The 23,449-nt window shown below is 62.9% G+C and carries 21 protein-coding genes and 1 tRNA gene; 11 read left to right on the top strand and 11 right to left on the bottom strand.

Annotated elements, in window-relative coordinates:
- Positions 1-53: 53 nt before the first annotated feature.
- A tRNA-Gly gene (locus tag ASD03_RS04455) sits at positions 54-128 on the top strand.
- 185 nt (positions 129-313) lie between these two features.
- Complete coding sequence (locus ASD03_RS04450; RefSeq protein ID WP_038575856.1) at positions 314-1,147, top strand: transporter substrate-binding domain-containing protein; 834 nt, start codon at positions 314-316, stop codon at positions 1,145-1,147.
- Between the two features lie 87 nt (positions 1,148-1,234).
- Here ASD03_RS04450 and ASD03_RS04445 read toward each other — a convergent pair whose 3' ends face one another.
- From ASD03_RS04445 to ASD03_RS04430, 4 genes are all read right to left on the bottom strand, one after another.
- Complete coding sequence (locus ASD03_RS04445) at positions 1,235-2,047, bottom strand: sterol desaturase family protein (RefSeq protein WP_025425810.1); 813 nt, start codon at positions 2,045-2,047, stop codon at positions 1,235-1,237.
- 98 nt (positions 2,048-2,145) lie between these two features.
- Positions 2,146-2,556 (bottom strand): tellurite resistance TerB family protein, encoded by a 411-nt coding sequence (locus ASD03_RS04440; protein WP_025425811.1) that lies wholly within the window; start codon positions 2,554-2,556, stop codon positions 2,146-2,148.
- A gap of 93 nt (positions 2,557-2,649) precedes the next feature.
- Positions 2,650-3,480 carry a thermonuclease family protein gene (locus tag ASD03_RS04435; RefSeq protein WP_025425812.1) on the bottom strand — a complete coding sequence of 277 codons (831 nt, stop codon included), beginning with the start codon at positions 3,478-3,480 and terminating at the stop codon, positions 2,650-2,652.
- 13 nt (positions 3,481-3,493) lie between these two features.
- Positions 3,494-4,138, bottom strand: a complete 645-nt coding sequence (locus tag ASD03_RS04430) for a helix-turn-helix transcriptional regulator (RefSeq protein WP_025425813.1) — start codon at positions 4,136-4,138, stop codon at positions 3,494-3,496.
- A gap of 183 nt (positions 4,139-4,321) precedes the next feature.
- Between ASD03_RS04430 and ASD03_RS04425 the strand changes: the two genes are divergently transcribed.
- Positions 4,322-5,410: a calcium:proton antiporter gene (locus tag ASD03_RS04425; protein WP_025425814.1), complete on the top strand. Its 1,089-nt coding sequence runs from the start codon at positions 4,322-4,324 to the stop codon at positions 5,408-5,410.
- Positions 5,411-5,413: 3 nt separating this feature from the next.
- Here the strand turns inward: ASD03_RS04425 and ASD03_RS04420 are convergent, their stop codons facing one another.
- The gene (locus ASD03_RS04420) at positions 5,414-5,923 is read right to left on the bottom strand and encodes a helix-turn-helix domain-containing protein (RefSeq protein WP_025425815.1); all 510 of its coding nucleotides are present in this window, start codon (positions 5,921-5,923) and stop codon (positions 5,414-5,416) included.
- Positions 5,924-6,059: 136 nt separating this feature from the next.
- Between ASD03_RS04420 and ASD03_RS04415 the strand changes: the two genes are divergently transcribed.
- Positions 6,060-6,533, top strand: coding sequence for an SRPBCC family protein (locus ASD03_RS04415; RefSeq protein WP_025425816.1), 474 nt, complete (start codon positions 6,060-6,062; stop codon positions 6,531-6,533).
- Between the two features lie 26 nt (positions 6,534-6,559).
- On the opposite strand, the gene ASD03_RS04410 is transcribed toward ASD03_RS04415, so the two are convergent.
- The gene (locus ASD03_RS04410; RefSeq protein ID WP_225906201.1) at positions 6,560-7,144 is read right to left on the bottom strand and encodes a threonine transporter RhtB; all 585 of its coding nucleotides are present in this window, start codon (positions 7,142-7,144) and stop codon (positions 6,560-6,562) included.
- A 300-nt stretch (positions 7,145-7,444) separates the two neighbouring features.
- Between ASD03_RS04410 and ASD03_RS04405 the strand changes: the two genes are divergently transcribed.
- Positions 7,445-8,329: a DMT family transporter gene (locus tag ASD03_RS04405; RefSeq protein ID WP_025425818.1), complete on the top strand. Its 885-nt coding sequence runs from the start codon at positions 7,445-7,447 to the stop codon at positions 8,327-8,329.
- A 690-nt stretch (positions 8,330-9,019) separates the two neighbouring features.
- The gene (locus ASD03_RS04400) at positions 9,020-9,304 is read left to right on the top strand and encodes a GIY-YIG nuclease family protein (protein WP_025425819.1); all 285 of its coding nucleotides are present in this window, start codon (positions 9,020-9,022) and stop codon (positions 9,302-9,304) included.
- Between the two features lie 120 nt (positions 9,305-9,424).
- Here the strand turns inward: ASD03_RS04400 and ASD03_RS04395 are convergent, their stop codons facing one another.
- The 4 genes from ASD03_RS04395 to ASD03_RS04380 all read right to left on the bottom strand — a co-directional run bounded on the left by ASD03_RS04395 (position 9,425) and on the right by ASD03_RS04380 (position 15,241).
- On the bottom strand, positions 9,425-11,641 hold the full coding sequence (locus ASD03_RS04395) for an FAD-dependent oxidoreductase (protein ID WP_025425820.1): 2,217 nt from the start codon (positions 11,639-11,641) through the stop codon (positions 9,425-9,427).
- Positions 11,642-11,652: 11 nt separating this feature from the next.
- Positions 11,653-12,063, bottom strand: a complete 411-nt coding sequence (locus ASD03_RS04390) for a YbaY family lipoprotein (RefSeq protein WP_025425821.1) — start codon at positions 12,061-12,063, stop codon at positions 11,653-11,655.
- Positions 12,064-12,065: 2 nt separating this feature from the next.
- Positions 12,066-13,274, bottom strand: coding sequence for an acetyl-CoA C-acetyltransferase (locus ASD03_RS04385; RefSeq protein WP_025425822.1), 1,209 nt, complete (start codon positions 13,272-13,274; stop codon positions 12,066-12,068).
- A 170-nt stretch (positions 13,275-13,444) separates the two neighbouring features.
- Complete coding sequence (locus ASD03_RS04380; RefSeq protein ID WP_025425823.1) at positions 13,445-15,241, bottom strand: acyl-CoA dehydrogenase C-terminal domain-containing protein; 1,797 nt, start codon at positions 15,239-15,241, stop codon at positions 13,445-13,447.
- Positions 15,242-15,675: 434 nt separating this feature from the next.
- Between ASD03_RS04380 and ASD03_RS04375 the strand changes: the two genes are divergently transcribed.
- The 5 genes from ASD03_RS04375 to ASD03_RS04355 all read left to right on the top strand — a co-directional run bounded on the left by ASD03_RS04375 (position 15,676) and on the right by ASD03_RS04355 (position 22,644).
- Complete coding sequence (locus tag ASD03_RS04375) at positions 15,676-19,464, top strand: peptidoglycan-binding protein (protein WP_057212498.1); 3,789 nt, start codon at positions 15,676-15,678, stop codon at positions 19,462-19,464.
- A 247-nt stretch (positions 19,465-19,711) separates the two neighbouring features.
- Positions 19,712-20,638, top strand: coding sequence for a sulfite exporter TauE/SafE family protein (locus tag ASD03_RS04370; RefSeq protein WP_025425825.1), 927 nt, complete (start codon positions 19,712-19,714; stop codon positions 20,636-20,638).
- Positions 20,638-21,441: a TIGR02186 family protein gene (locus tag ASD03_RS04365; protein WP_025425826.1), complete on the top strand. Its 804-nt coding sequence runs from the start codon at positions 20,638-20,640 to the stop codon at positions 21,439-21,441. Before ASD03_RS04370 ends, ASD03_RS04365 begins: the two co-directional genes overlap by 1 nt.
- Positions 21,442-21,625: 184 nt before the next feature.
- The gene (locus ASD03_RS04360; protein ID WP_025425827.1) at positions 21,626-21,862 is read left to right on the top strand and encodes an Lrp/AsnC ligand binding domain-containing protein; all 237 of its coding nucleotides are present in this window, start codon (positions 21,626-21,628) and stop codon (positions 21,860-21,862) included.
- Between the two features lie 203 nt (positions 21,863-22,065).
- Positions 22,066-22,644, top strand: a complete 579-nt coding sequence (locus ASD03_RS04355) for a dihydrofolate reductase family protein (protein ID WP_025425828.1) — start codon at positions 22,066-22,068, stop codon at positions 22,642-22,644.
- A 36-nt stretch (positions 22,645-22,680) separates the two neighbouring features.
- Here the strand turns inward: ASD03_RS04355 and pdeM are convergent, their stop codons facing one another.
- Positions 22,681-23,406 (bottom strand): ligase-associated DNA damage response endonuclease PdeM, encoded by a 726-nt coding sequence (gene pdeM, locus ASD03_RS04350; protein ID WP_025425829.1) that lies wholly within the window; start codon positions 23,404-23,406, stop codon positions 22,681-22,683.
- Between the last annotated feature and the right edge of the window lie 43 nt (positions 23,407-23,449).

Raw genomic sequence — 23,449 nt, 5'->3', positions numbered from 1 at the left:
CGGCGCAACGGTCCTTGACAGATGCATGCGGTTGAGGAAGTTTCCGAAGCGCTGCGGGTGTAGTTCAGTGGTAGAACGCCAGCTTCCCAAGCTTGATGTCGTCGGTTCGATCCCGATCACCCGCTCCACTTTTTTCTTCAATGTCAGCCCATCGCGCTTTGAGCCGGCACTCCTGCGTGCGACGGCCCGAACCGTCGGACGCCGAAGCCAGTAGCCAGCCCGGTTCCATCCGGCTAATCTTGTCATCACCCATGAATCATCTGCGGCCGCGCTGGCCGTGCGGTACCACCAAGAGACGCGCTGGCCATTGCCCATGAAAATCCACCGACTGCTGGCTCTGTGCGTGTATCTGATGGCCGGTTCGCTTGCCGCCCAGCCCAGGGATCTGCCCAATCTGTTCGATGCGCGCGAGCGCATTGCCAAGCCGGATCTGACCGGCCTTGCGCGCCTACGGTTCCTGACCACGGTGGATTTCCCGCCGTTCAACTTCATCGACCAATCGGGCAAGCTTTCGGGCTTCCATGTCGACCTGGTGCGCGAGATCTGCCGCGAACTCGATATCGAAGCCAAATGCCAGATCCAGGCGGTCACCTATGCCGAGCTGCTCCCGGCGCTGGAAGAGGGACAGGGCGAGGCGGTCGCCGCCGGCATCTCCGTCAGTCCGGAACTGCGTCAGCGCTTCGGCTTCTCCAGGCCGTTCATACGGCTTCCTGCGCGCTTCGCCGTCAACACCAAGGCAGCCGGCGCCGTCTCCGATCCGTCGGGCCTGAAGGGCAAGGCGGTGGGCGTCGTTTCCGGCACCACGCATGAGGTGATGTTCAGGGCCTTTTTCCCCAAGCTTGAAGCCAGGATCTTTCCCGATCGCGATGCCATGCTCGCCGCTCTGCAGAAGGGCGAGGTCGCAGCCGTCTTTTCCGACGGCATGCAGCTTTCCTTCTGGGTGTCCGGCAGCGCTGCCGCCGGATGCTGCGCGCTTGTCGACGGCGCCTATTTCTCGCAACGCTTTCTTGGCGAGGGCCTGACGATCATGAACCGCAAGGCCGAGCCGGCGCTGACGCAGGCGATCGATCACGCCTTGCTGGCGCTTTCGCGCAGTGGGCGGCTCGACGAGATCTACCTGCGCTATTTCCCGAACGGAATTTACTAGGAGCGTTTCAGCGGCTCCTCTGAGACAGAAACGCTCTGCAGTTTATGTCGCCAAACCGCCGCACACTTTGCGCGGACATGCTCCAAATCAACTGCGACGGAAGGGCAGGAGTAACGACCACAAAAGCTTGGTCGGCTCGCTGCGGCCATAGGCGGTCAACCCCGTTTCGATCGCATCGTCGCCCCGTCGCGGCCGATCCGTATAGGTCGAGAACAGCCGGTCCCAGATCGCCAGGTTGAAGCCGTAGTTCGAATCCGTTTCCGAGCGCTCGGTCGAGTGGTGGATGCGGTGCATGTCGGGCGTGACGATCAGCGGCCGCAGCGCCCGGTCGAGGCGGGGTGGCAGCCGCAGATTGGCATGGTTGAACATGGCAGCGGCATTCAGCACGATCTCGAACATCAGCACGGCGACGGCAGGTGCGCCGAGCGCGACGACGACGGCAATCTTCCAGATCATCGAGACGACGATCTCCAGCGGATGAAAGCGCAGCGCCGTGGTCAGGTCGACGCCCGGGTCGGCGTGATGAACCCGGTGCATTCGCCATAGGGCGGGGACCTTGTGAAAGGCGACATGTTCCAGCCAGACGGCGAAGTCGAGCAAGACGAAGGCGATTGCGCCGGCCACGAGCGGAGGAACGCCCAATGCCGGCAGCAGGCCGTATCCCCGCGCTTCAGCCCAGAGTGCCGCGCCCGTGGCAGCGGCCGGGAAGATCAGCCGCAGCGAAAGCGAGGACAGAACCAGGATAGAGAGGTTGGTAAACCAGCGGCGCGCCTTCAGCGCCTTTTGCAGTTCCGGCCGCTCCAGCCTCGGGTGCAGAAGCTCGAGCGCCGCCATGGCGGCAAAGACCGAGAGAAAGGCCAAAAGGCGCCACATGGGTTCGGTCACGCCGAAAAGCTGCATCCCTCAGGCCTCGCTGCCGTTTTTCGGTGAAGCGATATCACGCTTCGGCAGGAGAGCGCCAAGACACGTTGACGTGAACCGGCCGGATCGGCCCGCCGTTACCTGCGGAAGCGGGCGAGCGCGCCGCGTTCGATTGCAGCGCAGGTAAGCTTGTCGAGGCCGAGGCGATCACGCAGCAACTGCAAAAGGCGGATCTCCTCGTTGCGGATGCGCTGGTCGGCGGCCGCAATCTCGACGGCGAGCGCATAAGCCGTCTCGTAAAGCCTCTCCGGCAGCGCCTCGCGAACGATCTCAAGCACGATGTCGAGGCCTTCAGGGGCGGCAAGCTGGGCTGAGCATTCGTGGCCGACGAGCACAAGCTGGTCCTCGTCGAAGCCTTCGAAGGCGGGAAGAAACTGCACGAGCCTGCCGATGCGCGCGAACTCGTCGTCGCTCATCTCCCGGTCGACCGCCGACATCATCACCATGACATAGACAAGGGCTTCGTGCTGGCTGAGGTTGGGTGGCATGGAGGCTTTCCGCAAAGTGTCTGCTGCAGCGACGTCTGCGCGTCTAATAAGACGCGCGGCGCTGTAGGAAGAACTGGTGTGTTCCGCCGTTCCTTACAAGTCCGGTGCCGCTTCGTCCATCGTTGCAGCGGCGCTCGGATCGTCGAACGGCATCGGCGTTTGGCGAAAATCGCGCGGGTCATCGCCGTAGAAGCCAAGCCTTGACTTGCGTGCCGCTTCGGCCTGCTCTTCAAGCACCGAGCCCGGCAACGGTGTCGCCCAGCCATTGGCAACCAGCCAGGCGGCAGGATCCTGGCCGCCGACGGTGCACCGGGCGGTGACGGTCTCGCCCGTTCCGTCTCCGGGGATGTCGCAGTTGACCGCACGGGCACGCAGGAAGTTGCGGAAGGCGGTCCGGGCGACCATGCCGCAGGGCCAGCTTTTGCCGGCGCTTTCGCAGGTCCGTTCCGCCGCTTCCGGCTCGATGCCGTCGAGTTGCAGTGTTATCTTGCCGAAGCGGATGAGCCCGGCGGCGAGCGCCATCGGCTGTTGGAGGACCGTCGGCGCCTTCGGCTTGTCCCTGTCGGTATCCGACAGCGGCGTTCGCGGTTCTATGCGTTCGAGTGGCTTCGTCGTGACTTCGTCGGGCAGACCAAACTGTTGCGGTTCGATGGCGCGGGCAGTGGTCTCGGTCGAGTGGGAGCTGCTTTCGCTCTGGCCACCATCAGGCACCGTGTCGTTCTGTTCAGGGGCCGTCATGTCGAACGGCACGTCTTCGGCGCCGACCTCAGGCTGCGTTTCCCCCATGTCGGGCGTTTCGAGCACGAAGTCCGGCGTGGCGCCACTTTCCCGGTCGCGGATCGTCGTGGCGCCGGCATAGAGGATGCCGGTATAGAGCGCTATGGCGGCAATCCCGCCTGCCAGGGTGACCAGTTGCTGCCGCATCAGGAAAGATGTCCTATTGGCTGGCCCAGATGATCCGGGCAATCCATTCGACTTCGCTCATCTCGAAACTCCGGTTGGGATGTTCCGGATTGAGCGATAGCAGTTCGATATTGCGTGGAGTATGCCGCACCAGGATTTTCGCCATAACCTCGCCTTCGCGGGTCTTGACCACGACACGGTCGCCGCGCCGGACCTGCGCGCCCGGGTCGACGATCAGAACGTCGCCGTCGCGATAGAGCGGCAGCATGCTTTCGCCCTGGATCTCGAGCGCATAGATGCCGGCGCGTCGCTCGGCCGCCGCCGGGAAATCGACGACGTCCCAGCCCTGGCCGGCCGGAAACCCGCCATCGTCGAAGAAGCCGCCAGCGCCAGCCTGGGCAAAACCGATCAGCGGTATGGCGGGTTTATACGGCTCGGTTCGGGCGGCGTCAGGGCGCATCAGCGCCATGAACTGGTCGATGGTCGCACCGGTCGCATCCAGCACCTTGGCGATCGATTCCGTCGACGGCCAGCGCTCGCGGCCATCGGCGGACTGGCGCTTGGATTTGTTGAAGGACGTCGGGTCGAGCCCGGCGCGGCGCGCAAGCCCGGACGGCGAGAGCTGGTGGCGCTCGGCCAACGCATCGATGGCGTGCCAGATGGTGTCGTGTGACAGCATGAATGTCTGTTCCGCGGCAGGGCGGCGACGGCCGCACGTCCTTATTCGACAGTAGATTAACCAAGCCGGCCAGGGTGGTAAAGAACAGGGAGGAAAATAATCCTTGGTCGTTCCGATTGAAATAGAGTGGCCCGCTTCTATAGTCCTTGTCGTTGCTTGAGTTTAGCCGGCGAGGGGGCTCATTTGTTGGCGGTGCTGAAATCCGAACGTCTGCTGTTCGCCGCCTTGGTTGCCGCGATTGCCGGTTTTGTGCTGGAGCACCCCTTGCTCGAAATGGGGCAGGTAGCTTCGCTCGTTGGGGCGGCCGCATTGGTGGGTGCGATCGTGCTGGCGTCGATGCGGGTCGCCCATCACGCCGAAGTCCTCGCGGCCAAGGTCGGCGACCCCTATGGCACGATGATCCTGACGCTGTCCGCCGTGCTGGTGGAAGTGATCATTCTGGCGATCATGATGACCGGCGAGAGTTCGCCGACGCTGGTGCGCGACACGATCTATTCCGCCGTGATGCTCGATATCAACGGCATTCTCGGTCTTGCCGCGCTGCTTGGCGGGCTGAAACACGGAGAGCAACCCTACAACGACAATTCCGCGCGCACCTACAGCGTCATGATCCTGACGGCGATGGGCATTTCGATGGTCGTGCCCGAATTCGTGCCGGCCGCGAGGTGGCACTTCTATTCCGCCTTCACCATCGGCGCGATGATCATGCTCTACACGCTGTTCCTGCGCATGCAGGTGGGGGTGCACAGCTACTTCTTCAGCTACAGCTACCCCCGGGCGAGGAGCGACGGGATTGATGATGCCGGTGAACCCGACGAGCCGGTGCTGCCGTCGATCGTGATCCTGCTCATTGGCGTGGTGCTGATCGGCGCGCTTGCCGAAATCATGTCGGGGCTGCTGACCTCAGGCCTCAAGGGGAGCGGCGCGCCGCCGGCCGTCGCCGCCATCGTCGTCGCCGCAATCTCGGCGTCGCCCGAGATCATGACGGCGATGCGTGCAGCACTTGCCAATCGCATGCAGGCGGTCGTCAACATCGCGCTCGGAGCATCGCTGTCGACCGTGATCCTGACCGTGCCGGTGATGGAGGCGATTGCGCTTTACACCGGCCAGCCTTTCATCATGGCGATGTCGCCGGTGCAGACGGTGATGGTGGCGATCACGCTGATCGTTGCAGCGATCAATCTCAACGACGGTCAAACCAATGCCATCGAGGGCATGACGCATTTCGTGCTGTTTTCCACCTTCGTCATGCTTTCGGCTATCGGTTTGTAGTCCTCAAGCGACCGCGTTTTCCCTGGTCTTGCGGGCGACGACATCCTCAAAGGCTGCCTGCAATGTCGCGCGCACGCGCGGCGGACCATCGAGGGCCAGTCCGAGATGCTCGTAGCGAAGCTCGTCCATGAAGCGGTTCCAGAGCTCAGGCCCGCCGGTTTCCATCAGTTCGGCCCGGATGCTGAGCTCTTCGCTGACGGGCAGGTAGCGCCGCCCCCAGGCGCCGAGATGCGCCATGATCGGCACCAGCGCGATGGTCATTTCTGTGAGGCTGTAGATGGCCTTCTGCTTGTGCGTCGGGTCATCCGTCTTGGTCAGCATTCCCTGCTCGACAAGCATCTTCAGCCGATCAGCAAGAATGTTCGACGAGATGCCCTCCTGCGATCGCAGCAGTTCGCGGAAGTGCCTTTTGCCCCCGAAGATCATGTCGCGGACGATCAGCAGGCTCCATTTGTCGCCAAAGACCTCGAGCGAGAGATTGATCGGGCAGCCGGAGCGATGATCGTCTTTCATTGGGGTCCTTTCAAAACTGCTTGCATTATTGCATCAGTGGAATTATCTTGCAACTGCTTTCAAAATGAAATCAGTTATCTGGCTGCGCGCGGAAGCGCTGGTGCGTCTGCGCAAATGGATCGAAGAGGAGAAGATCATGAGTGCCAATTCCGTGGAACATGCGAGCTTCACCATCGAACGGGTTTTCAAGGCGACGCCCGAACAGGTCTTTCGCGCCTTCGCCGATCCGGCGGCGCACGACCGTTGGTTCGTCAAGGCGGACGGGTGGCCGGTCGCCGAATATAGCCACGACTTCCGCGTCGGCGGGCGCGAGAGCGGCCGCTTCAGCAAGGACGGCAAGACCTTCTATCACAACGACACTGTTTACCTCGATATCGTCGAGAACCGGCGCATCATCTCGGCCTATACGATGGCTGAGAACGAGCGGCGGATTTCCGCTTCGGTGGCAACCGTCGATATCCAGCCGCACGGCGCCGGCACGCGTATCGTCTTCACCGAGCAGGCGGCCTTTCTTGATGGGCTCGACCAGGTCGCCTATCGGCGTGAGGGCTGGGAAGAGTTGATCGCCGCGCTTGGCACCGAACTCGGCGAGACGGCGGAAGCCGCCTGATCTGCCATCGCTGCGGATCTGCGGCATTAAAGCATCGTTGCCAGCGCGCTGCCGGCGATGCCGAAGGAGAACACCGCGAGACAGACGGCGGCAATGCGGCGCGGCAGATTGGACATGTGCGCGCCGCGCGACAGCCGGATGAGCATGGCGCCGGCGCCGATCCAGAACGAGCCGGCGACAACGACGAGCAGCGAAAACCCTGTGATCCACGGTATCGTCGCCACCAGTCCGGTCTGCGGCAAAAGCACCAGGGCTACGATCAGGGCCTTGGGATTGAGAAGCGTCGTAACGAACACCCGTTGGGTGGTGATCTCGGGCGAAGCCCGGTTGTCGTCACCGGTGGTCCACAGTGCATAGGCGAGGAAAAGGACCCAGAAGGCAGCCACGATCCGGAGCGCGAGCCCGATCTGCGGATGCGCCGCGAGAAATGGCGCAAGCAGCGCCACGGCTGGAATGATCACCGCGAGATAACCGCCGAGTTCGCCTAGGAGCAGCTGCGCCGAGCGCCGAAAACCGACCGCGGCGCCGGAGAGCCAGAGCAAGGTGTTCGTCGGGCCCGGCGTCGCCAAGAGGACGAGGGCGGAAAGGGTGAAGGCGAGCGGTTGCATCATCGAGGATCCGGTTTCGCGGCGATATTGCGGTCATGTACAGCATCGCGCATCAATCTGGATACGCTCCTGTTGCCGCCGCACTGAGACTTTCTGCATAACTCCCGGGACCGACCCCGACCTGGTTGCTTCATGCGTAGCGAAGAGGCCGGTCCGGGGCCTTGATCTCCATCAAGCGAAAGTACGAACACACTCCAAGATTTCGCCACAGCGCAGGCTGCCGCCACCTCTTCCGCCTTGAGCGGCGGCGCGCTATCAGACGGGCGCTGCCGCCTTTTCTCCCGGCTGCCATCGGGGCTTTCCATGAACAAGACAGTGCTTTCCGGCATCGTGATGACGACGTTTTCCTATTTGCTGTTCTCGCTGCAGGATGCGTCGGTCAAATGGCTGGTGGTCGGCTATTCGGTCTGGCAGATCCTGTTTACCCGCAGCATCACCATTCTCCTCCTGTGTCTGGTGATCGGCCGGGGCAGGCTCGTGCGCCGCGCGATCTCGTCGCCCGTCGTCAAGCCGCTGTTCGTGCGCAACCTGTTGCTGCTGGCCGCCTGGCTTTCCTATTTCAATGCGGCCCGCGATCTCGCCCTTGCCGAAATGACCACGCTTTATTACGCCGCGCCGATCGTGGTGACGCTGCTGGCCGTCCCGATCCTCAAGGAAGACGTGCCACCAATCCGCTGGTTCGCGGTGCTGCTCGGCTTCATCGGCGTGCTGATCGCCTGCGATCCGCTTGGAACGGGCATGAGGCTCTCGCTGCCGGTTTTCCTGGCGCTGATGGCCGCCGTGTTCTGGGCGATCGGTACGGTGATGCTGCGCAAGACCGCGCTCCAGGAGACGACACTGACGCAGATGACGATCTCCAACGTCTTCTTCATCGCAATGACCGGGCTTGCCGTCGGCTTCTACTGGACGCCGCCGGCGCTGTTCGATCTCGCGCTGATGGCGGGCACGGGGGTGATCGCCGGCATCGCGCAATATGCGCTGTTCGAGGGCATGCGCCGGGCGCCGATCTCGGTGATCGCACCGTTCGAATATACCTCACTCGTCTGGGCCTTCGGCCTCGGCTTCCTGATCTGGGGCGATATTCCGGCGAGCAACGTCTTTGCCGGCGCCGGCCTTATCTTCGTCGCCGGACTGACGATCATTGTCGGCGAGCGCTTGGCCCATCGGCGGGTGGTTGCCGAGGTTTAGCCCGCCTCAAGCAGCGGTAGCTCGATTGTCCAGCTGGCATGATGCCATCGGCCCGGTCTGCTCCAGCATTGCTACACCGAATTCGGCCACCTCGCCAAAGTCCTGACGTCGCTTTACTGGGCCGATCCGGCCAATCGCGCCGATGCGCCGGTGCTTTGGTAGCGCCCGACGGCAGCAGTGACTGCGCAGAAGATTGCCGGCGCGCGGCAACGTTCTCTCCTCCGCGCTCCTCGGGCTTGACGCAAGGACCGATCGGTTAGCGCCGCGAACGGGTCTGGATCCTCGGGTCAAGCCCGAGGATGACGGGTGGAGGGCCGGCTGAAGACAAATGCTACCGAAGTGATGCTCAAAGTGCGTTCAGTGCCCCATGTCGCGGTGCCGGAACGCTTCATTTTCCCCGACGGGAAGACGTTTCTCTGCGCCAGCGTTCGCGACGCGGACAGGCACCAAGGGAAGCCTGCCAGAGTAGAAGACGCACCTATTCTCGGATCAAAAGGAAATCGGCTCGTCCTCCGACAGTCATCCTCGGGCTTGACCCGAGGATCCATGCGCCCGAGCAATAACGCAAGGGTGTATTGCGAGGATCATTGGTCCTCTCTTATCCCGGTTGTTTTCCCGCATCACCAATGCATCTCGCCACTCCGATCTGGACTTGACCAGAACGAGCAGCGGCCATCACTATTCGCGCGCATGGCGGGCTATGTCTACATCGTGACCAATCAGAAGAAAGGGACGCTCTACATCGGCGTAACATCCGATCTTGCGCGCCGGATCTATGAGCATCGCGAAGGCTTGATGCCCGGGTTCACTTCAAAATACGGGTGCGCCCGGTTGGTTTGGTACGAAGAGCACCTTCAGATCGGCTCTGCAATCCAGCGTGAGAAATCTCTGAAGCGCTGGTATCGCCAATGGAAACTCGACCTGATCGAGCGCATGAATCCGGACTGGCGCGATCTCTATGAGGAATTGTGGTGACAAATTGGCGAGGGTCGCTTCTGCGGCACCTTATGTCGCGATGTAGCCAACTCATCTGAGATTTCCAACAAACGAAAACAGGCTCCGTGAGGAGCCTGTCTGCATGTTCGGTGGGATCTTTTACGCCGCCTGCTTCTTCTCGCCGTAGGGGTCGAAGCGGCCGTAGAAGGTTTCGCCGCGTTCGGCCATTTCCTTCAGCAGTGCCGTCGGCTTGAAGTGGCTGCCATAGTCCTTGGCAAGCTTCTCGCACATCTTGACGAAGGCCTTGGCGCCCATGCCGTCGATGTAGGAGAGAGTGCCGCCGGTGTAGGGCGCAAAGCCGAAGCCGAGGATCGAGCCGACGTCGGCTTCGCGCGGATCGGTGACGATGCCTTCTTCCATGGTGCGGGCCGCTTCGAGCGCGATCGTTGCCAGGAAGCGCTGCTTCAGCACCTCGACGTCGATCTTGTCGGCATTCTCTTGCGGATAGAGCGTCTTCAGCTCCGGCCACAGGTACTTCTTCGCGGGCTTTGCCGGATATTCGTAGAAGCCCTTGCCGTTCTTGCGGCCGCGACGGTCGAGGTCGTCGACCATCTTGTTGATCAGCGCCATGTGCTTGGGATCGACGGCCTTTTCGCCGAGATCGGCGACGGTGGCTTTCAGGATCTTCTGGCTGAGGTCGATTGCCACTTCGTCATTGAGCGACAGCGGGCCAACCGGCATGCCGGCCATCTTGGCGGCATTTTCGATCATCGCCGGCGGCACGCCCTCGATCAGCATGTCATAGGCTTCGTGGATGTAGCGGAAGACGCAGCGGTTGACGTAGAAGCCGCGCGTGTCGTTGACGACGATCGGCGTCTTCCTGATCGCGGCGACATAGTCGAGCGCGACGGCGAGCGCCTTGTCGCCGGTCTCCTTGCCGAGGATCACTTCCGTCAGCATCATCTTCTCGACCGGCGAGAAGAAGTGGATGCCGATGAACTGGCCGGCACGCTTCGAGTTCTTCGCAAGGCCGGTGATCGGCAGCGTCGAGGTGTTGGAGGCAAAGATCGTGTCTTCGCCGATCACCGCTTCCACCTTCTCGATCACGTCCTTCTTGACCTGGCGGTCTTCGAACACGGCTTCGACGACGAGCCCGACATCCTTCAGGTCGTTGTAGTCTGCGGAGGGCGTGATGCGCGCAAGCAGCGCTTCGCCTTCTTCCTTGGTCAGGCGGCCCTTGCCGACCGAATCCTTGACCAGGCCCTCCGAATGGGCCTTGCCCTTGGTCGCCGCTTCCATGTCGCGGTCGATCAGCGTGACGGCGATGCCGGCGGCGGCCGTCACATAGGCGATCGAGGCGCCCATGAAGCCGGCGCCGACGACGCCGACATGCTTGAACTCGGACTTCGGCACGCCGGCCGGGCGGCGGGCACCCTTGCCGAGTTCCTGCATCGAGACGAACAGCGAGCGGATCATCGAGAAGGCTTCGGTCGTCTGAAGGATCTCGGTGAAGTAGCGCTGTTCGATCTTCAGAGCCGTGTCGAAGGGGACCTGCAGGCCCTCATAGACGCATTTGAGGATCGCGATCGCGCCTGGGTAGTTGCCTTGCGTCTCGCGGCGCAGGATACCGGAGGCAGCCGGCCAGAGCTGGGCCGAGGCCGGGGTCCAGATGCCGCCGCCGGGTACCTTGTAGCCCTTTTCGTCCCAGGGCTGGACCGGCTTCAGGCCGTTCTTGATCATCGCCTTGGCAGCCTCGACCAGCTTGTCGGCGTCGACGACTTCATGCACCAGGCCAAGCGCCTTGGCGCGCGCCGCGGTCAGCGACGAGCCGGTGGTCATCATCTGCAGCGCGTCCTGCGCGTTGGTCAGGCGCGGCACGCGCTGGGTGCCGCCGGCGCCGGGGAAGATACCGACCTTGACTTCAGGCAGGGCGATCTTGACCGACTTGGAGTTCGAGGCGACGCGGCCGTGGCAGGCGAGCGAAAGCTCGAAGGCGCCGCCCATGCAGGTGCCGTTGATCGCCGACACCCACGGCTTGCCGGAGGTTTCGAGCTTGCGGAACAAGCCGGTCATGCGGCCGACGAGGTCGAAAAGCTTCTGGGCGGCGTTATCAGGGTCCTTCTTCTTTTCTTCCTGCTGGAAGGTGAACATCGACTTGATCATCGAGAGGTCAGCGCCGCCGGAGAACGACGACTTGCCCGACGTGAAGACGACGCCCTTGACGGCGGCATCGGCCGTCGTCTCGTCGACGATGGCGTTCAGCTCTTCCATCACCTCCTGGGTGAAGACGTTCATCGACTTCTCAGGCATGTCCCAGGTGACCAGGGCAATGCCGTCGGCATCGGTCTCGATCTTGAAATTGGTATACTTCGTCATGGTTCTCCCCCTCAGTAGAGAATGGGTTCGATGCGCAGCGAGATATTCGATCCGCCGCTGTAACGTTGTTTGGTGGTGTTGGTGGCGATCAGCCTGCCGTCGCGCTCGACGCTGATGGTGAAGCCGGCATCGGCGGCCTTGTCGAGTTCGGGCTTCGGCACCTGCAGCACGAAGGGCACACGGTTTGCCTTGCCGTCGCTCGAAACGGACGTTTCGGCGATCAGCTTGGCGGCCACATCCATCACGCCCTGCTCCTCGAGCCGGATGGTGACGGTGCCTGCCGGAACCGGGCCGTTGGCGACATTGGAGATCGCACCGGTCAGCGTGAAGCTGTCGCCGCCTTCGTCTTCGGAGACGCAAGCTGAGACTGCAAGCAGCCCCAGCCCCATCAGCCCGAGAAGCGTGCGGCGCGTGGCTACCATCGTCAGACCCTTTCGATGATCGTTGCGGTGCCCATGCCGGCGCCGATGCACAACGTCACCAGCGCGGTGTTGAGATCGCGCCGTTCCAGCTCGTCGAGCACCGTGCCGAGGATCATCGCACCGGTAGCGCCGAGCGGATGGCCCATGGCGATCGCGCCGCCGTTGACGTTGATCTTGTCGTGCGGAATGTCGAAGGCCTGCATGTAGCGCAGCACGACCGCGGCAAACGCCTCGTTGAGCTCGAAGAGGTCGATGTCGGAGAGCTTCATGTCGGCGCGCTTAAGCAACTTCTCGGTCACGTCGACCGGGCCGGTCAGCATCAGCGCCGGGTCGGAGCCGATATTGGCGAAGGCGCGGATGCGGGCGCGGGGTTTGAGGCCCATGCTTTCGCCGCCGGCCTTGGAGCCGAGCAGCACGGCCGCGGCGCCATCGACGATGCCCGACGAGTTGCCGGCATGGTGCACGTAGTTGATCTTCTCGATTTCCGGATGCGCCTGGATGCCGACGGCTTCAAAGCCGCCCATCTCGCCCGGCATCTGGAACGACGGGTTGAGCGAGGCGAGCGCCTGCATGTCGGTGCCGGGACGCATATGCTCGTCGCGGTCGAGAATGGTCAGCCCGTTCTGGTCCTTCACCGGCACGACCGACTTCTTGAAGTAACCCTTTTCCCAGGAATGCGCTGCGCGCTTCTGGCTTTCGACGGCGTAGGCATCGACGTCGTCGCGGCTGAAGCCGTACTTGGTGGCGATCAGGTCGGCCGAGACGCCCTGCGGCATGAAATAGGCCGGCAGGTTGACGGACGGGTCCATGAACCAGGAGCCGCCGGACATGCCGAGGCCGACGCGCGACATGCTCTCGACGCCGCCTGCAATGACGATGTCGTCGGCGCCCTGGGCGATCTTCGCCGCGCCGAAGTTGACGGCATCGAGACCCGACGCGCAGAAGCGCGAGATCTGCATGCCGGGCGCGCGGGTGGAATAGCCTGCTTCGAAGGCGGCTGCCTTCGGGATAACCGCGCCGGCATCCATCACCGGATCGACGCAGCCCATGATGATGTCGTCGACGGTTGACGTATCGAGCCCGTTGCGATCGCGCACGGCCTCCAGCATCTTGGCCGCAAGGCGAACGGACGGCACTTCGTGCAGCGAGCCGTCCTTCTTGCCACGGCCGCGCGGCGTGCGCACGTGGTCGTAAACGAAGACTTTCGTCATGTCTCATCTCCCTTTCGGCAGCACCTGATGGTGCCGCCCGTCAAACACTTACAGCGCGGCGCGTCAGACGCGCTAAGGACGCTGTAACACTTTAAACTTGCTGCATAATTTTACGCCTAGATCGGATCCGATTTAAGGAATCATGCAGTAGAAATCGGAACGCGGCGAAATCAGAACGCCGCCGCGTCGAGCGCCATCAGCGTGTCGGCGCCAGTCTCGATGCGGGCCTTGCGCAGCGCCGTTTCCGGCAGAATTCTCTCCATGAAGAACGTCGCGGTAATCAGCTTGTTCTTCAGATAGTCCGCGCGTGCCGTTTCGCCAGAGGCCAGTTTTTCCTCGGCGGTCTTGGCGATCTTCGCCCACATGTAGCCGAGCACGACCAGACCGAAGAGGTGCATGTAGTCGGTCGAGCCGGCGCCGGCATTGTCGGGCTTGGCCATGGCGTTCTGCATGAACCACATGGTGGACGCCTGCAGGTCGTTGAGGCCTTTCTTCAGCGCCTTGGTGTAGGTGGAAAGCTTCTCGTTACCGCGGTTTTCCTCGCAGAAATCGCCGATTTCCTTGAACAGCGCCATGACGGCACGGCCGCCGTTGAGGCCGAGCTTGCGGCCGACGAGGTCGAGCGCCTGGATGCCGTTGGCACCTTCGTAGATCATCGCGATGCGGGCATCGCGGACATACTGGCTCATGCCGTGTTCTTCGATGTAGCCGTGACCGCCGAACATCTGCTGCGCCATGACCGCGTGGTCGAAGCCCTTGTCGGTCAGGACGCCCTTGAGGATCGGCGTCATCAGGCCGAGGATGTCGTCGGCCGTCTGGCGGTCGGCGTCATTGTCGGAGCGGTGGGCGATATCGGATTTGAGAGCAGTCCAAAGGGTAAAGGCGCGTCCGGCCTCGTTGAAGGCGCGGATCGTCATCAGCGTGCGGCGCACATCCGGATGCACGATGATCGGGTCGGCCTTTTTGTCCGGCGCCTTCGGGCCGGAAAGCGAGCGGCCCTGGATGCGGTCGCGGGCATAGTTGGCGGCGTTCTGGTAGGCGATTTCGGCGACCGACAGGCCCTGCAGGCCGACACCGAGACGGGCTTCGTTCATCATCACGAACATGGCGTTGAGGCCTTTGTTCTCCGTGCCGATGAGGTAGCCTTCCGCCTCGTCATAGTTCATGACGCAGGTCGAGTTGCCGTGAATCCCCATCTTGTGCTCGATGGCGCCGCAGGAGACGCCATTGCGCTCGCCCGGCTCGCCGTCGGCGGTGAGCTTGAACTTCGGCACGATGAACAGGGAAATGCCCTTCACGCCATCCGGCGCGCCCTCGATGCGGGCAAGCACCAAATGGATGATGTTCTGCGACATGTCGTGTTCGCCGGCGGAGATGAAGATCTTCTGGCCGGAAATCTTGTAGGCGCCGTTGCCATCGGGCACGGCCTTGCTGCGCAGGAGGCCGAGGTCGGTGCCGCAATGCGGCTCCGTCAGGTTCATCGTGCCGGTCCAGGTGCCGTCCACCATCTTCGGCAGATAGGCCCGCTTCTGCTCATCCGAGCCATGGACGAGGATCGCAGCGATCGCGCCCTGGGTCAGGCCGGGATACATCGTCAGCGCCATGTTGGCCGAGGACATATATTCGCCGACGGCGGTGTGCAGCGTGTAGGGCAGGCCCTGGCCGCCGAATTCCTCTGGCACCGAAAGCCCGAGCCAGCCGCCTTCGCGGTAGAGATCAAAAGCCTGCTTGAAGCCCTTGGGCACGCTGACCGAGCCGTCGTCGTGCCGCTTGCAGCCTTCCTGGTCGCCGGAAAGATTGACCGGAAACAGCACTTCTTCCGCAAGCTTGGCGGCTTCGCCGACGATTGCTTCGATCATGTCGGGCGTCGCATCGGCAAAGCCGGGAAGGTTGTTGTATCGCTCGATGCCGAGCACGTCGTTCAGAATGAAGAGAGTATCGTCGACCGGTGCCTTGTAGGTGGGCATTCTTTCCTCGCCTTTTTCGCTTTCGGATCGCCGCCTCCAAGCGGCCGACGTCCGGTTGCAACATGCCGAATGCGCCGCCATCTGAGGGCGGTCTCGCATCGTTGGCAGGATGCTACAAAATTTTGACGTTTGCGTAAACGTCAAAAATACCGCCCGATCGAAGTTTCGCTTGCGGATAAAAGGCGCGGTGAAATCGCCGCCGCACAACACTCTCCATCAGCTAGCACTGTCAAATCGTTAAAAAATCCGCGCCGGTTAACGGCTTGTTTACCACGTTTAATGAAAGGTGCGTGTTGAGATGGTCAAAGCTGCAACCGGTCCGGTCCTCGCATTGTTGTAGCTTTGCCCACGTCGCAAGTGCCGCAGGGGTGAAGGAAGCCGTTTCCTTCCGTGGCGACTTTCGAGATGGCCGACGGACAGGGGCGAAGAGCACAATGAATGGATCGCGATCAAATCCTCAGCGCGCTGGTAGCCAGAGCTATGGCGAGCGGCCCTCTCTGGACGCCCTGAACCGCACGATTGAAGGGCTTGAAGCCCGGATCGAAGGCCTGATGAACGGAGCGGGACGCGAGCCGCCGGCCCGTCCAGTCGAGCGCGAGCGTGTCGCCCCCCGCGATATCCCATCCCCGCGTGATGCCGTCTCCGAAATCATGCAGCGCCAGCGGGCGCTTAGCACGTCGCGCGAGCGGCCACCCTTGAGAGACCGTTTGCCGCAACGCGAGCCGGATCGCCTGGCCCAGCGCGAGCCCGAGCGTTACGTCGACGATATACGGCCCCAGCCGGTACGTGCGCCCGTCGCCCGGCCGGAGGCGGCCGTCAACGATATCGCCGAGGCACTCGTCGGATTGCGCCAGGACCTCAAGCGCGACATCACCGAAGGCGTCACCCGCGAGATGAACTCCCTGCGCGCCGAAATTCGCGGCATCAAGGTGCAGGCCCAGGACCATAGCTTCGCCGAGGACGTGCGCGGCGACATGCAGCGCCTTGCCGACAGCATCCAGCAGCTCGGCCGCCAGGCGTCGCCTGCCCAGGCGGATGCGCTGCGCAGCGACTTTGACGATCTGCGGGCGATGATCGACGGCTTGGCGCGCGAAGACAGCGTTCGCCGCATGGAAAGCCGCTGGAACGGCGTCGAGGATCGGTTGATCGCCTTTGACCAGAACCGCGACGACGAGCTGGTGGCGCTGGCCTACCGTCTCGACGAGATCAAGTCGCAGATCGGGGCGCTGGGCAACAGCTCTGCGGTCGACGTGCTTGAAGACAAGATGATTGCGGTCGCCCAGGCGATCGAGATGCTCGGCCGCCAGATACAGCCGGACGACCGGCGCCTCGTGTCGCAGTTCGCTGACCTCGACGCGCGGCTTGACGAAATCAGCCGGGCGATTGCCGCCAACAGCCGCAGTGCCAGCGGCCTCGAGGGCGGGTTCGCCAATCGCCTGGAGACCAGGCTCGGCGACCTCTCGCGGCAGATCGACGGATTGTCCCGCCCTGTTGATTCCGGTCTCGGTGCCCGCCTCGAAGCCTTGGCCGCACGGGTTGAGGATCTGGCCGGCGAGAAGGCTGCGGCCGGACTGGAAGAACGCCTCGACCAGCTTTCCATGCTGATGGAGCGCAGCCACCGAAATGTCCAACCGGACCTGACGAACTACCTCAACGACATCTCCCGCAAGATCGAAGCGCTCGATCAAGGCAGCGTCAACGATGCTCTGGCCGAGCGGCTCGACTATCTCGCCCGCCGCATCGACGACCTCGACACGCTCAGCGCACACCCCGTCGCCGATCCGCGTTTCGACCGTCTTGAAGATCGCCTCGCTGGCATAGCGCAGCGGCTGGAAGAAACCTATGCGGCGCCGTTCGACGACCGCGCCGCGCTGCACAACCTCGAAGCGCAGATCGCCAACCTGTCGACCCTGGTCAGCCAGCCCCGCAGTGAGGCGGGTGCCGCCATGCCGGTGGAATTCGAGAGCCGCATGAATGCGCTCGAAGACTATTTCGCCACCAGCGACGAGTACATCGTCGAGGCCGCGCGGCAGGCGGCCGAGGCGGTGATGGAGGCATATTCCAGGAAGGGCATGCCTCAGTCGGCCGGTGGCGGCGATCTCGCGGCGATCTCGGCGCTGGCGGAAGACCTGCGCACGCTCGAAGATCTGAGCCGCTCCAGCGACGAGCGCACGGCGCGCACCTTTGAAGCCCTGCATGAAACCCTCGTTCACATCGCCGACAAGCTCGAGCGTATCGAGGGCCGCGAGCCCGCCATGGCCGCGGCGCATTACGAGGCGCCGGTGGCGCGCGAAATTGCTGCGATGCCCAAGGCAGCTCAACCGGAATTCAACGACCCGTTCAGCGGCGCCGATCTCGATGACCGCTATCAGGATCTGCAGCGCAACGTCCGCGCGCTCCAGGCGGAAGACGACGGCGTCATTGCCGCCGCCACCGCATCTGCGCATGCGACTGCGTTCGCCGGTGACGAAGGTCAGGTTTCGACCATCGAGCCCGATGGCGCGCGCGAACAGCCGGCTACCGCCCGCACGGGCCTGCTTGCTGGCCTGACCCGGCGCTTTTCCGGGAAGCGTGCCGAGCCCGCACAGGAGCTGGCACGACAACTGGTCGAGCCCGCCCCCTCCATCGACCCATCCGAAATGCTGGCACCCGAAGAGGCCAATCAGCTGCTCGAGCCGGGCTCTGGTGTTCCCGACGTCAAGAAGATTCTCGAGCGTGTTCGCGCCGGCCAGATGAACCGCGGCGGCAAACAGGCGGCAGACGGCGACAAGGCGGACTTTATCGCCGCCGCCCGCCGGGCAGCGCAGTTGGCGGTCGAGGAAGCCGATACGCTCAACAAGACCAAGGACGGTGGCGTTGCCAGCGGCGTTGGTGGTGCCTTTGCCCGCCATCGCCGCCCGATCTTGATGGCTGTCGGCGCCGTGCTGCTTGCGATCATGTCCTATCCGCTCGTCGGCGCCATGCTGAAGGGCAGCGATGCGCCCGTTGCCGAACCGGTGGCGATCATCGAACAGCAGTTGGCGCCCGTCGCTGAACAGCCGGCGATCGCCAACGCAACCAAGGTCGCGGGCGACCAGGCACCGGCGGCAGCCGCCGTAGCGACCGAAACACCGGTCGAAGCGCTGCAGCCCATTCCCGAAGCGCCGCTCGATTCCGTCGAGCAGCCGTCAAGCGCCGTTGAGACGCCAGCCGCCGCGACGCCACCGGCCGACACATCCGCATCGACGAAGGCGGTAAACGAAACGCAGGCGCCGTTGCTCCAGCCCGTGCCGGAAGCCAAGGGGCCGGTCGCCGCTTCGACGTTCCAGGCCGCCCCAGTCGATGCCGCGCAGGCCGGAACCTTTGCGCCGGTCGCAAAGGCTGCCGAAGTCGTCCTGCCCGATGGTTTCGGCCCGGTTGCGCTGGTGACGGCCGCCAAGGGTGGCGATCCCCTGGCTTTCTACGAGATCGGTGCGCGCTACACAGAAGGCCGCGGCGTCAATGAAGATCTGGCGGAAGCCGCCAAATGGTATCAGCGCGCCGCCGACGCCGGCGTCGTGCCGGCCGAATACCGGCTCGCCAGCATGTATGAGAAAGGCTCGGGTCTGACGCGCGACGCTGCCAAGGCCAAGGTTCTCTACCTGAAGGCCGCCGAGCAGGGCAATGCCAGCGCCATGCACAATCTCGCGGTCATGCTGGCCAGCGGCCGCGATGGCTCGCCGGATTTCGCCGAGGCGACGAAATGGTTTGCCAAGGCAGCCGAGCTCGGCATCCGCGACAGCCAGTTCAATCTGGCTGTCCTCTATGCCCGCGGCAACGGCGTGCCGCAGGATCTTGAAGCATCCTACAAGTGGTTTTCCGCCGCCGCCCGCGAGGGCGACATGGATGCTGCGGCCAAGCGCGACGACGTGGCCAAGGCGATGAAGCCCGAGCAACTTTCGAGCGCCAAGGCCAAGGCCGACGCATGGAAGCCGCAGGCGGTCGACGCCAAGGCGAACACGGTCGACGTGCCGGATGCCTGGGTAGGACCGGCCAACAAGACCGCCTCGATCGACATGAGCAAGGCCATTCGCAACATCCAGGCGATCCTCAACAATAACGGCTTCGACGCCGGCAAGCCGGACGGCCAGATGGGCAAGAAGACGGTTGCCGCGATCAAGGCCTTCCAGACATCCGTCGGCCAGGAGCCGACCGGTGAAATCACCGACCAGCTGGTGAAGGAATTGCTCAAGCGCAATTCCTGATCCGGCAGGGTCTGCCGCCGCAATAAAGCCGCAGAACCGGGTGACACGGTTCGCGGAGCCGAAGCTGTACGCCATGTGGCTGAAAAGGTTGACAGCTCCGGCCCAGGAGCGCATGACGGAAGCCTATGCCACCTCGCCCTCGGGAGGGGTGTCGGCTTTCAGAGATAATCCCCCCTCCGTGGTGAATTACTTGCCACTGTGACGTTTTTTGCCCGCACCGCGGGCCGTTGGCATATTGAGGTCCGGCGTGACGATTTATCTGCCCATCGCAGAGTTGTCGGTGAACATACTCATCATCCTCGGCATGGGTGCGGCCGTCGGCTTTCTATCGGGCATGTTCGGCGTCGGTGGCGGGTTCCTGATCACGCCTCTCCTGATCTTCTACAACATTCCCCCCGTGGTTGCCGTTGCGACCGGCGCCAACCAGGTCGTGGCCTCCTCGATCTCGGGTGCCATCACCCACTTCCGGCGCGGCACGATCGACATCAAGCTCGGCACGGTGCTTCTGTGCGGCGGCCTTGCCGGGGCAACGGTCGGCGTCTGGCTGTTCTCGCTCTTGCGCCGCGTCGGTCAGCTCGATCTGGTCATCTCGCTGCTCTATGTCGTGCTTTTGGGCTCGGTCGGCAGCCTGATGCTGTGGGAGAGCGTGCGCGCCATGCGCAAGGCGGCCAAGAACCAGGCGACGCCGCTGCGCCGTCCCGGGCAGCACAACTGGGTTCACCGGCTGCCGCTGAAGATGCGATTCAAGAAATCGAAGATCTATCTGAGCGTCATTCCCGTCGCTGCCCTCGGCTTCTGCATCGGTGTCCTGACGTCGGTCATGGGTGTCGGCGGTGGCTTCATCATGGTCCCGGCGATGATCTACCTCCTGCGCATCCCGACCAATGTGGTTGTCGGCACCTCGCTGTTCCAGATCATCTTCGTCTCCGCCTACACGGTCATCGTCCAGGCCTCGACCAACTATACCGTCGACATCGTGCTCGCCTTCGTGCTGATGATTGCCGGCGTCGTCGGTGCGCAATACGGCGTCCGGGTCGGCCAGAAGCTGCGCGGCGAGCAGCTGCGCGCGCTGTTGGCGCTGCTGGTGCTTGCCGTCGGCATTCGTCTGGCAATCGAACTCGTCATTCCGCCGAAGGACATCTATTCGGTCGTGTCAGCGGGGTTCGGCTTCTGATGCGCCGCCTCATCAATATCGCCCTCGCAGCCCTGACGCTCTCCTTCGCCGCTCCGGCCAGTGCCCAGCTGCAGGACGAGAACGCCAACGACTTCACCGAGAAGCTGGAGATCGGCATCTCGACCGACGAGATCGCCATCACCTCGGATTTCCGCGGCGCGGATCTGACGATCTTCGGCGCGGTCGACGGTTTCAATCCCAATCTCCTGGCGCAGGGCAAATACAACATCATCGTTTCGCTCGAGGGGCCGAAGGATAATGCGACGGTGCGCAAGAAGGAACGCGTCTTCGGAATCTGGGTAAACACCAGCTCCATGACCTTCGAGCTGGTGCCGGAATCCTATTCGCTGTCGAGCACGCGTGACATCGAGACGATCGCCCCACCGGGTGAAATGGGCAACATGGGCATCGGGGTCGACCACATGCGGCTTGTGCCCCTCGGCTTCGTCGGCGACGGCAGCAATCTCGGCGAGTTCCGCAATGCCTTCCGCCGCATCCGCGAGACGAGCGGCGTCTATGAGCGCGATCCCGGTGGTGTGCAGTTCATCAGCTCCAGCCTGTTCAAGGCGTCGGTGCGCCTGCCTGCCAACGTGCCGAACGGGGTGCATGTTGTGCGCGCCTATCTCTTCCGCGACGGCACCTTCGTCGCCGCCAAGGCGCTGCCGCTGCGCGTGGTCAAGACGGGTTTGGAGCAGGTGATCACCGAGACGGCGCATGGGCAGCCGCTGTTCTACGGCGTTTTTGCCGTGCTGCTCGCTGTCATCACCGGCTGGGGCGCGAGCCTGCTCTTCCGCAAGGAATAGTCCTCGGCGGCAATCGGCCGACGTTCCCTTTTGGGCGCCGGACGGGTAAAGAAGGCCTACTGAATAGTTCCTTAAATCGGAATCGATTTAAGGAGAAAACGATGCAGCAGTTTAAAGCGTTGCAGCGGCCTTAGCGCGTCATTCTTGTCGCGCGGCGCTGCAAGGCAGAAACAGAGGAAACTCCATGAAAGCGATTTTCGTCCAGTTGCAGTGCGCTCCCGGCAAGACCTACGAGGTTGCCGACGAGATCTACCGCAAGGAGATCGTTTCGGAAATGTATTCGACGAGCGGCGACTACGACCTCCTGCTCAAGATCTACATCGAAGAAGGCCAGGACATCGGCAAGTTCATCAACGACAACATTGCCACGGTTGCGGGCATCTCCCGCTCGCTGACGACGCTGACCTTCAACGCGTTCTGAGCTAGCGGGCGGCCCCGCTTTACCCGGCAGGCCTCACGCTCGACGGTGAGGCACGCCTCTCGCGCTGTACGAAAACAATCCGCGATCATTGCACAGCCCGTCGGCGGAGCACCCACGGCTGTTCGATTTTTCCGAAGGTCAAAACTGCTTGCAATTTGATATCAGTTTGATATCGTCAAACTGCTTCAATTATGCAACCAGTTTTGAAAGAGCGGAAAAATGGAAAACTCATCGTCTGGAATCTGGTGACGCTCGACGGTTACTTCGAAGGCGCGAAGAAATGGGATCTCGATTTCCACAACAGTGCCTGGGGTCCTGAACTAGACGAACTCAGCCGTGAGTTTGGACAAAAGACCGAGGCGCTGGTCTTCGGTCGCGTGACCTACGAAGGCATGGCCGCCTATTGGTCGACGACCGAGGAGGAGGGCGAGGTCAAGACCTATATGAACGCTCTGCCAAAGATCGTCGCATCGCGAACGATGGATAGGGCAGAATGGAACAACAGCCGTGTCGTCAGCGATATCGCCGGCGAACTGCGGCGGATGAAGCAGGAAGCCGCGAAAGACCTCTATATTTTCGGCAGTGCCGAACTGGTCGATTCATTGCTGCCGGAAAATCTGATCGACGAGATCATGCTGTGCGTCGTTCCGCTCCGGCTTGGCAAAGGCACGCCGTTCTTCAAGAGTGCCGAAAACGCGATGTCGATGGCGCTTCTGGAAGCGCGACCGCTTTCTACCGGCAGCGTGATCCTGCGTTACGCGCCGCAACCTGTTGCGGCCTGAAACACCGAACGTCGCCGGCGTGAAGTCCGGTGCGCCTCAGGCGATCAGGTTTGTGAAGCGGACCGAGTAGATCCGATCGCGACCAAGCATGTGGGCGACCAGCTTGGCGCGATCGAAGAGGCCGGTCATTGCCCGGTGGCGCAGATCGAGGCCGCCGGTGGTGACGCCGAAGGCCGGCATCAGCAGCCGTTTCCCATCGGTAGCAAAGCAGGCGCGGCGCACCGATTTCTCGCGCCGGACGACCGTCGCTGCCGGGTGCAGGTGGCCGGCAACTTCCCCCGATGCCTCGCCCCTCGATGGTTCATGACGAAAGGTGAGGCCGGCGTGTCGGAATTCGTCCAGCGATATGCCGGGCAGACCCGAGGCGCCATCGGGGTCGTGATTGCCATTGATCCAGACCCATTCCCGTCCCATCGCCATCGCGGCGATCATGTGGCGGAAGGTATCGGGCATCGCCGCGGATCCGACCCGGTCATGGAAATTGTCGCCGAGGCTGATGACCAATCTGGGGTCATGGCGGGTTATCGCCGCTTCGAGCACGCGCAAGGTGGCAAGGGTGTCGTAGGGCGGCAGCATCATGCCGCGCCGGGCAAAGGCCGATCCCTTCTCGAGATGCAGATCGGAAACGACAAGCGTTCTCGTCTCCGGCAGATAGAGGCTGCCGAGCGGATCGCAGACCGCTTCGACGCCGTGGACGATGGCGCGCGCGGAAGCCGCCGTGCCGTCTGTCGGAGCCGATAGTGCGTGAGCGAGCCTGTGCATGCGTCTCTTCACCGTCCTTGTCGTGTTCGCATGAACACGGGGC

This window comes from Ensifer sp. Root127 (genome assembly GCF_001425225.1).
Lineage (GTDB): Bacteria > Pseudomonadota > Alphaproteobacteria > Rhizobiales > Rhizobiaceae > Ensifer > Ensifer canadensis.
The sequence above is the reverse complement of the archived record's forward strand: the minus strand, read 5'-3'. Positions and strand labels throughout refer to the sequence as shown.

Coding starts and splice junctions, on each gene's coding strand:
- ASD03_RS04450 (WP_038575856.1), top strand. CDS start 314: ATGAAAATCCACCGACTGCTGGCTCTGTGCGTGTATCTGATGGCCGGT.
- ASD03_RS04445 (WP_025425810.1), bottom strand. CDS start 2,047: ATGCAGCTTTTCGGCGTGACCGAACCCATGTGGCGCCTTTTGGCCTTT.
- ASD03_RS04440 (WP_025425811.1), bottom strand. CDS start 2,556: ATGCCACCCAACCTCAGCCAGCACGAAGCCCTTGTCTATGTCATGGTG.
- ASD03_RS04435 (WP_025425812.1), bottom strand. CDS start 3,480: ATGCGGCAGCAACTGGTCACCCTGGCAGGCGGGATTGCCGCCATAGCG.
- ASD03_RS04430 (WP_025425813.1), bottom strand. CDS start 4,138: ATGCTGTCACACGACACCATCTGGCACGCCATCGATGCGTTGGCCGAG.
- ASD03_RS04420 (WP_025425815.1), bottom strand. CDS start 5,923: ATGAAAGACGATCATCGCTCCGGCTGCCCGATCAATCTCTCGCTCGAG.
- ASD03_RS04415 (WP_025425816.1), top strand. CDS start 6,060: ATGAGTGCCAATTCCGTGGAACATGCGAGCTTCACCATCGAACGGGTT.
- ASD03_RS04410 (WP_225906201.1), bottom strand. CDS start 7,144: ATGATGCAACCGCTCGCCTTCACCCTTTCCGCCCTCGTCCTCTTGGCG.
- ASD03_RS04405 (WP_025425818.1), top strand. CDS start 7,445: ATGAACAAGACAGTGCTTTCCGGCATCGTGATGACGACGTTTTCCTAT.
- ASD03_RS04400 (WP_025425819.1), top strand. CDS start 9,020: ATGGCGGGCTATGTCTACATCGTGACCAATCAGAAGAAAGGGACGCTC.
- ASD03_RS04395 (WP_025425820.1), bottom strand. CDS start 11,641: ATGACGAAGTATACCAATTTCAAGATCGAGACCGATGCCGACGGCATT.
- ASD03_RS04390 (WP_025425821.1), bottom strand. CDS start 12,063: ATGGTAGCCACGCGCCGCACGCTTCTCGGGCTGATGGGGCTGGGGCTG.
- ASD03_RS04385 (WP_025425822.1), bottom strand. CDS start 13,274: ATGACGAAAGTCTTCGTTTACGACCACGTGCGCACGCCGCGCGGCCGT.
- ASD03_RS04380 (WP_025425823.1), bottom strand. CDS start 15,241: ATGCCCACCTACAAGGCACCGGTCGACGATACTCTCTTCATTCTGAAC.
- ASD03_RS04375 (WP_057212498.1), top strand. CDS start 15,676: ATGAATGGATCGCGATCAAATCCTCAGCGCGCTGGTAGCCAGAGCTAT.
- ASD03_RS04365 (WP_025425826.1), top strand. CDS start 20,638: ATGCGCCGCCTCATCAATATCGCCCTCGCAGCCCTGACGCTCTCCTTC.
- ASD03_RS04360 (WP_025425827.1), top strand. CDS start 21,626: ATGAAAGCGATTTTCGTCCAGTTGCAGTGCGCTCCCGGCAAGACCTAC.
- pdeM (WP_025425829.1), bottom strand. CDS start 23,406: ATGCACAGGCTCGCTCACGCACTATCGGCTCCGACAGACGGCACGGCG.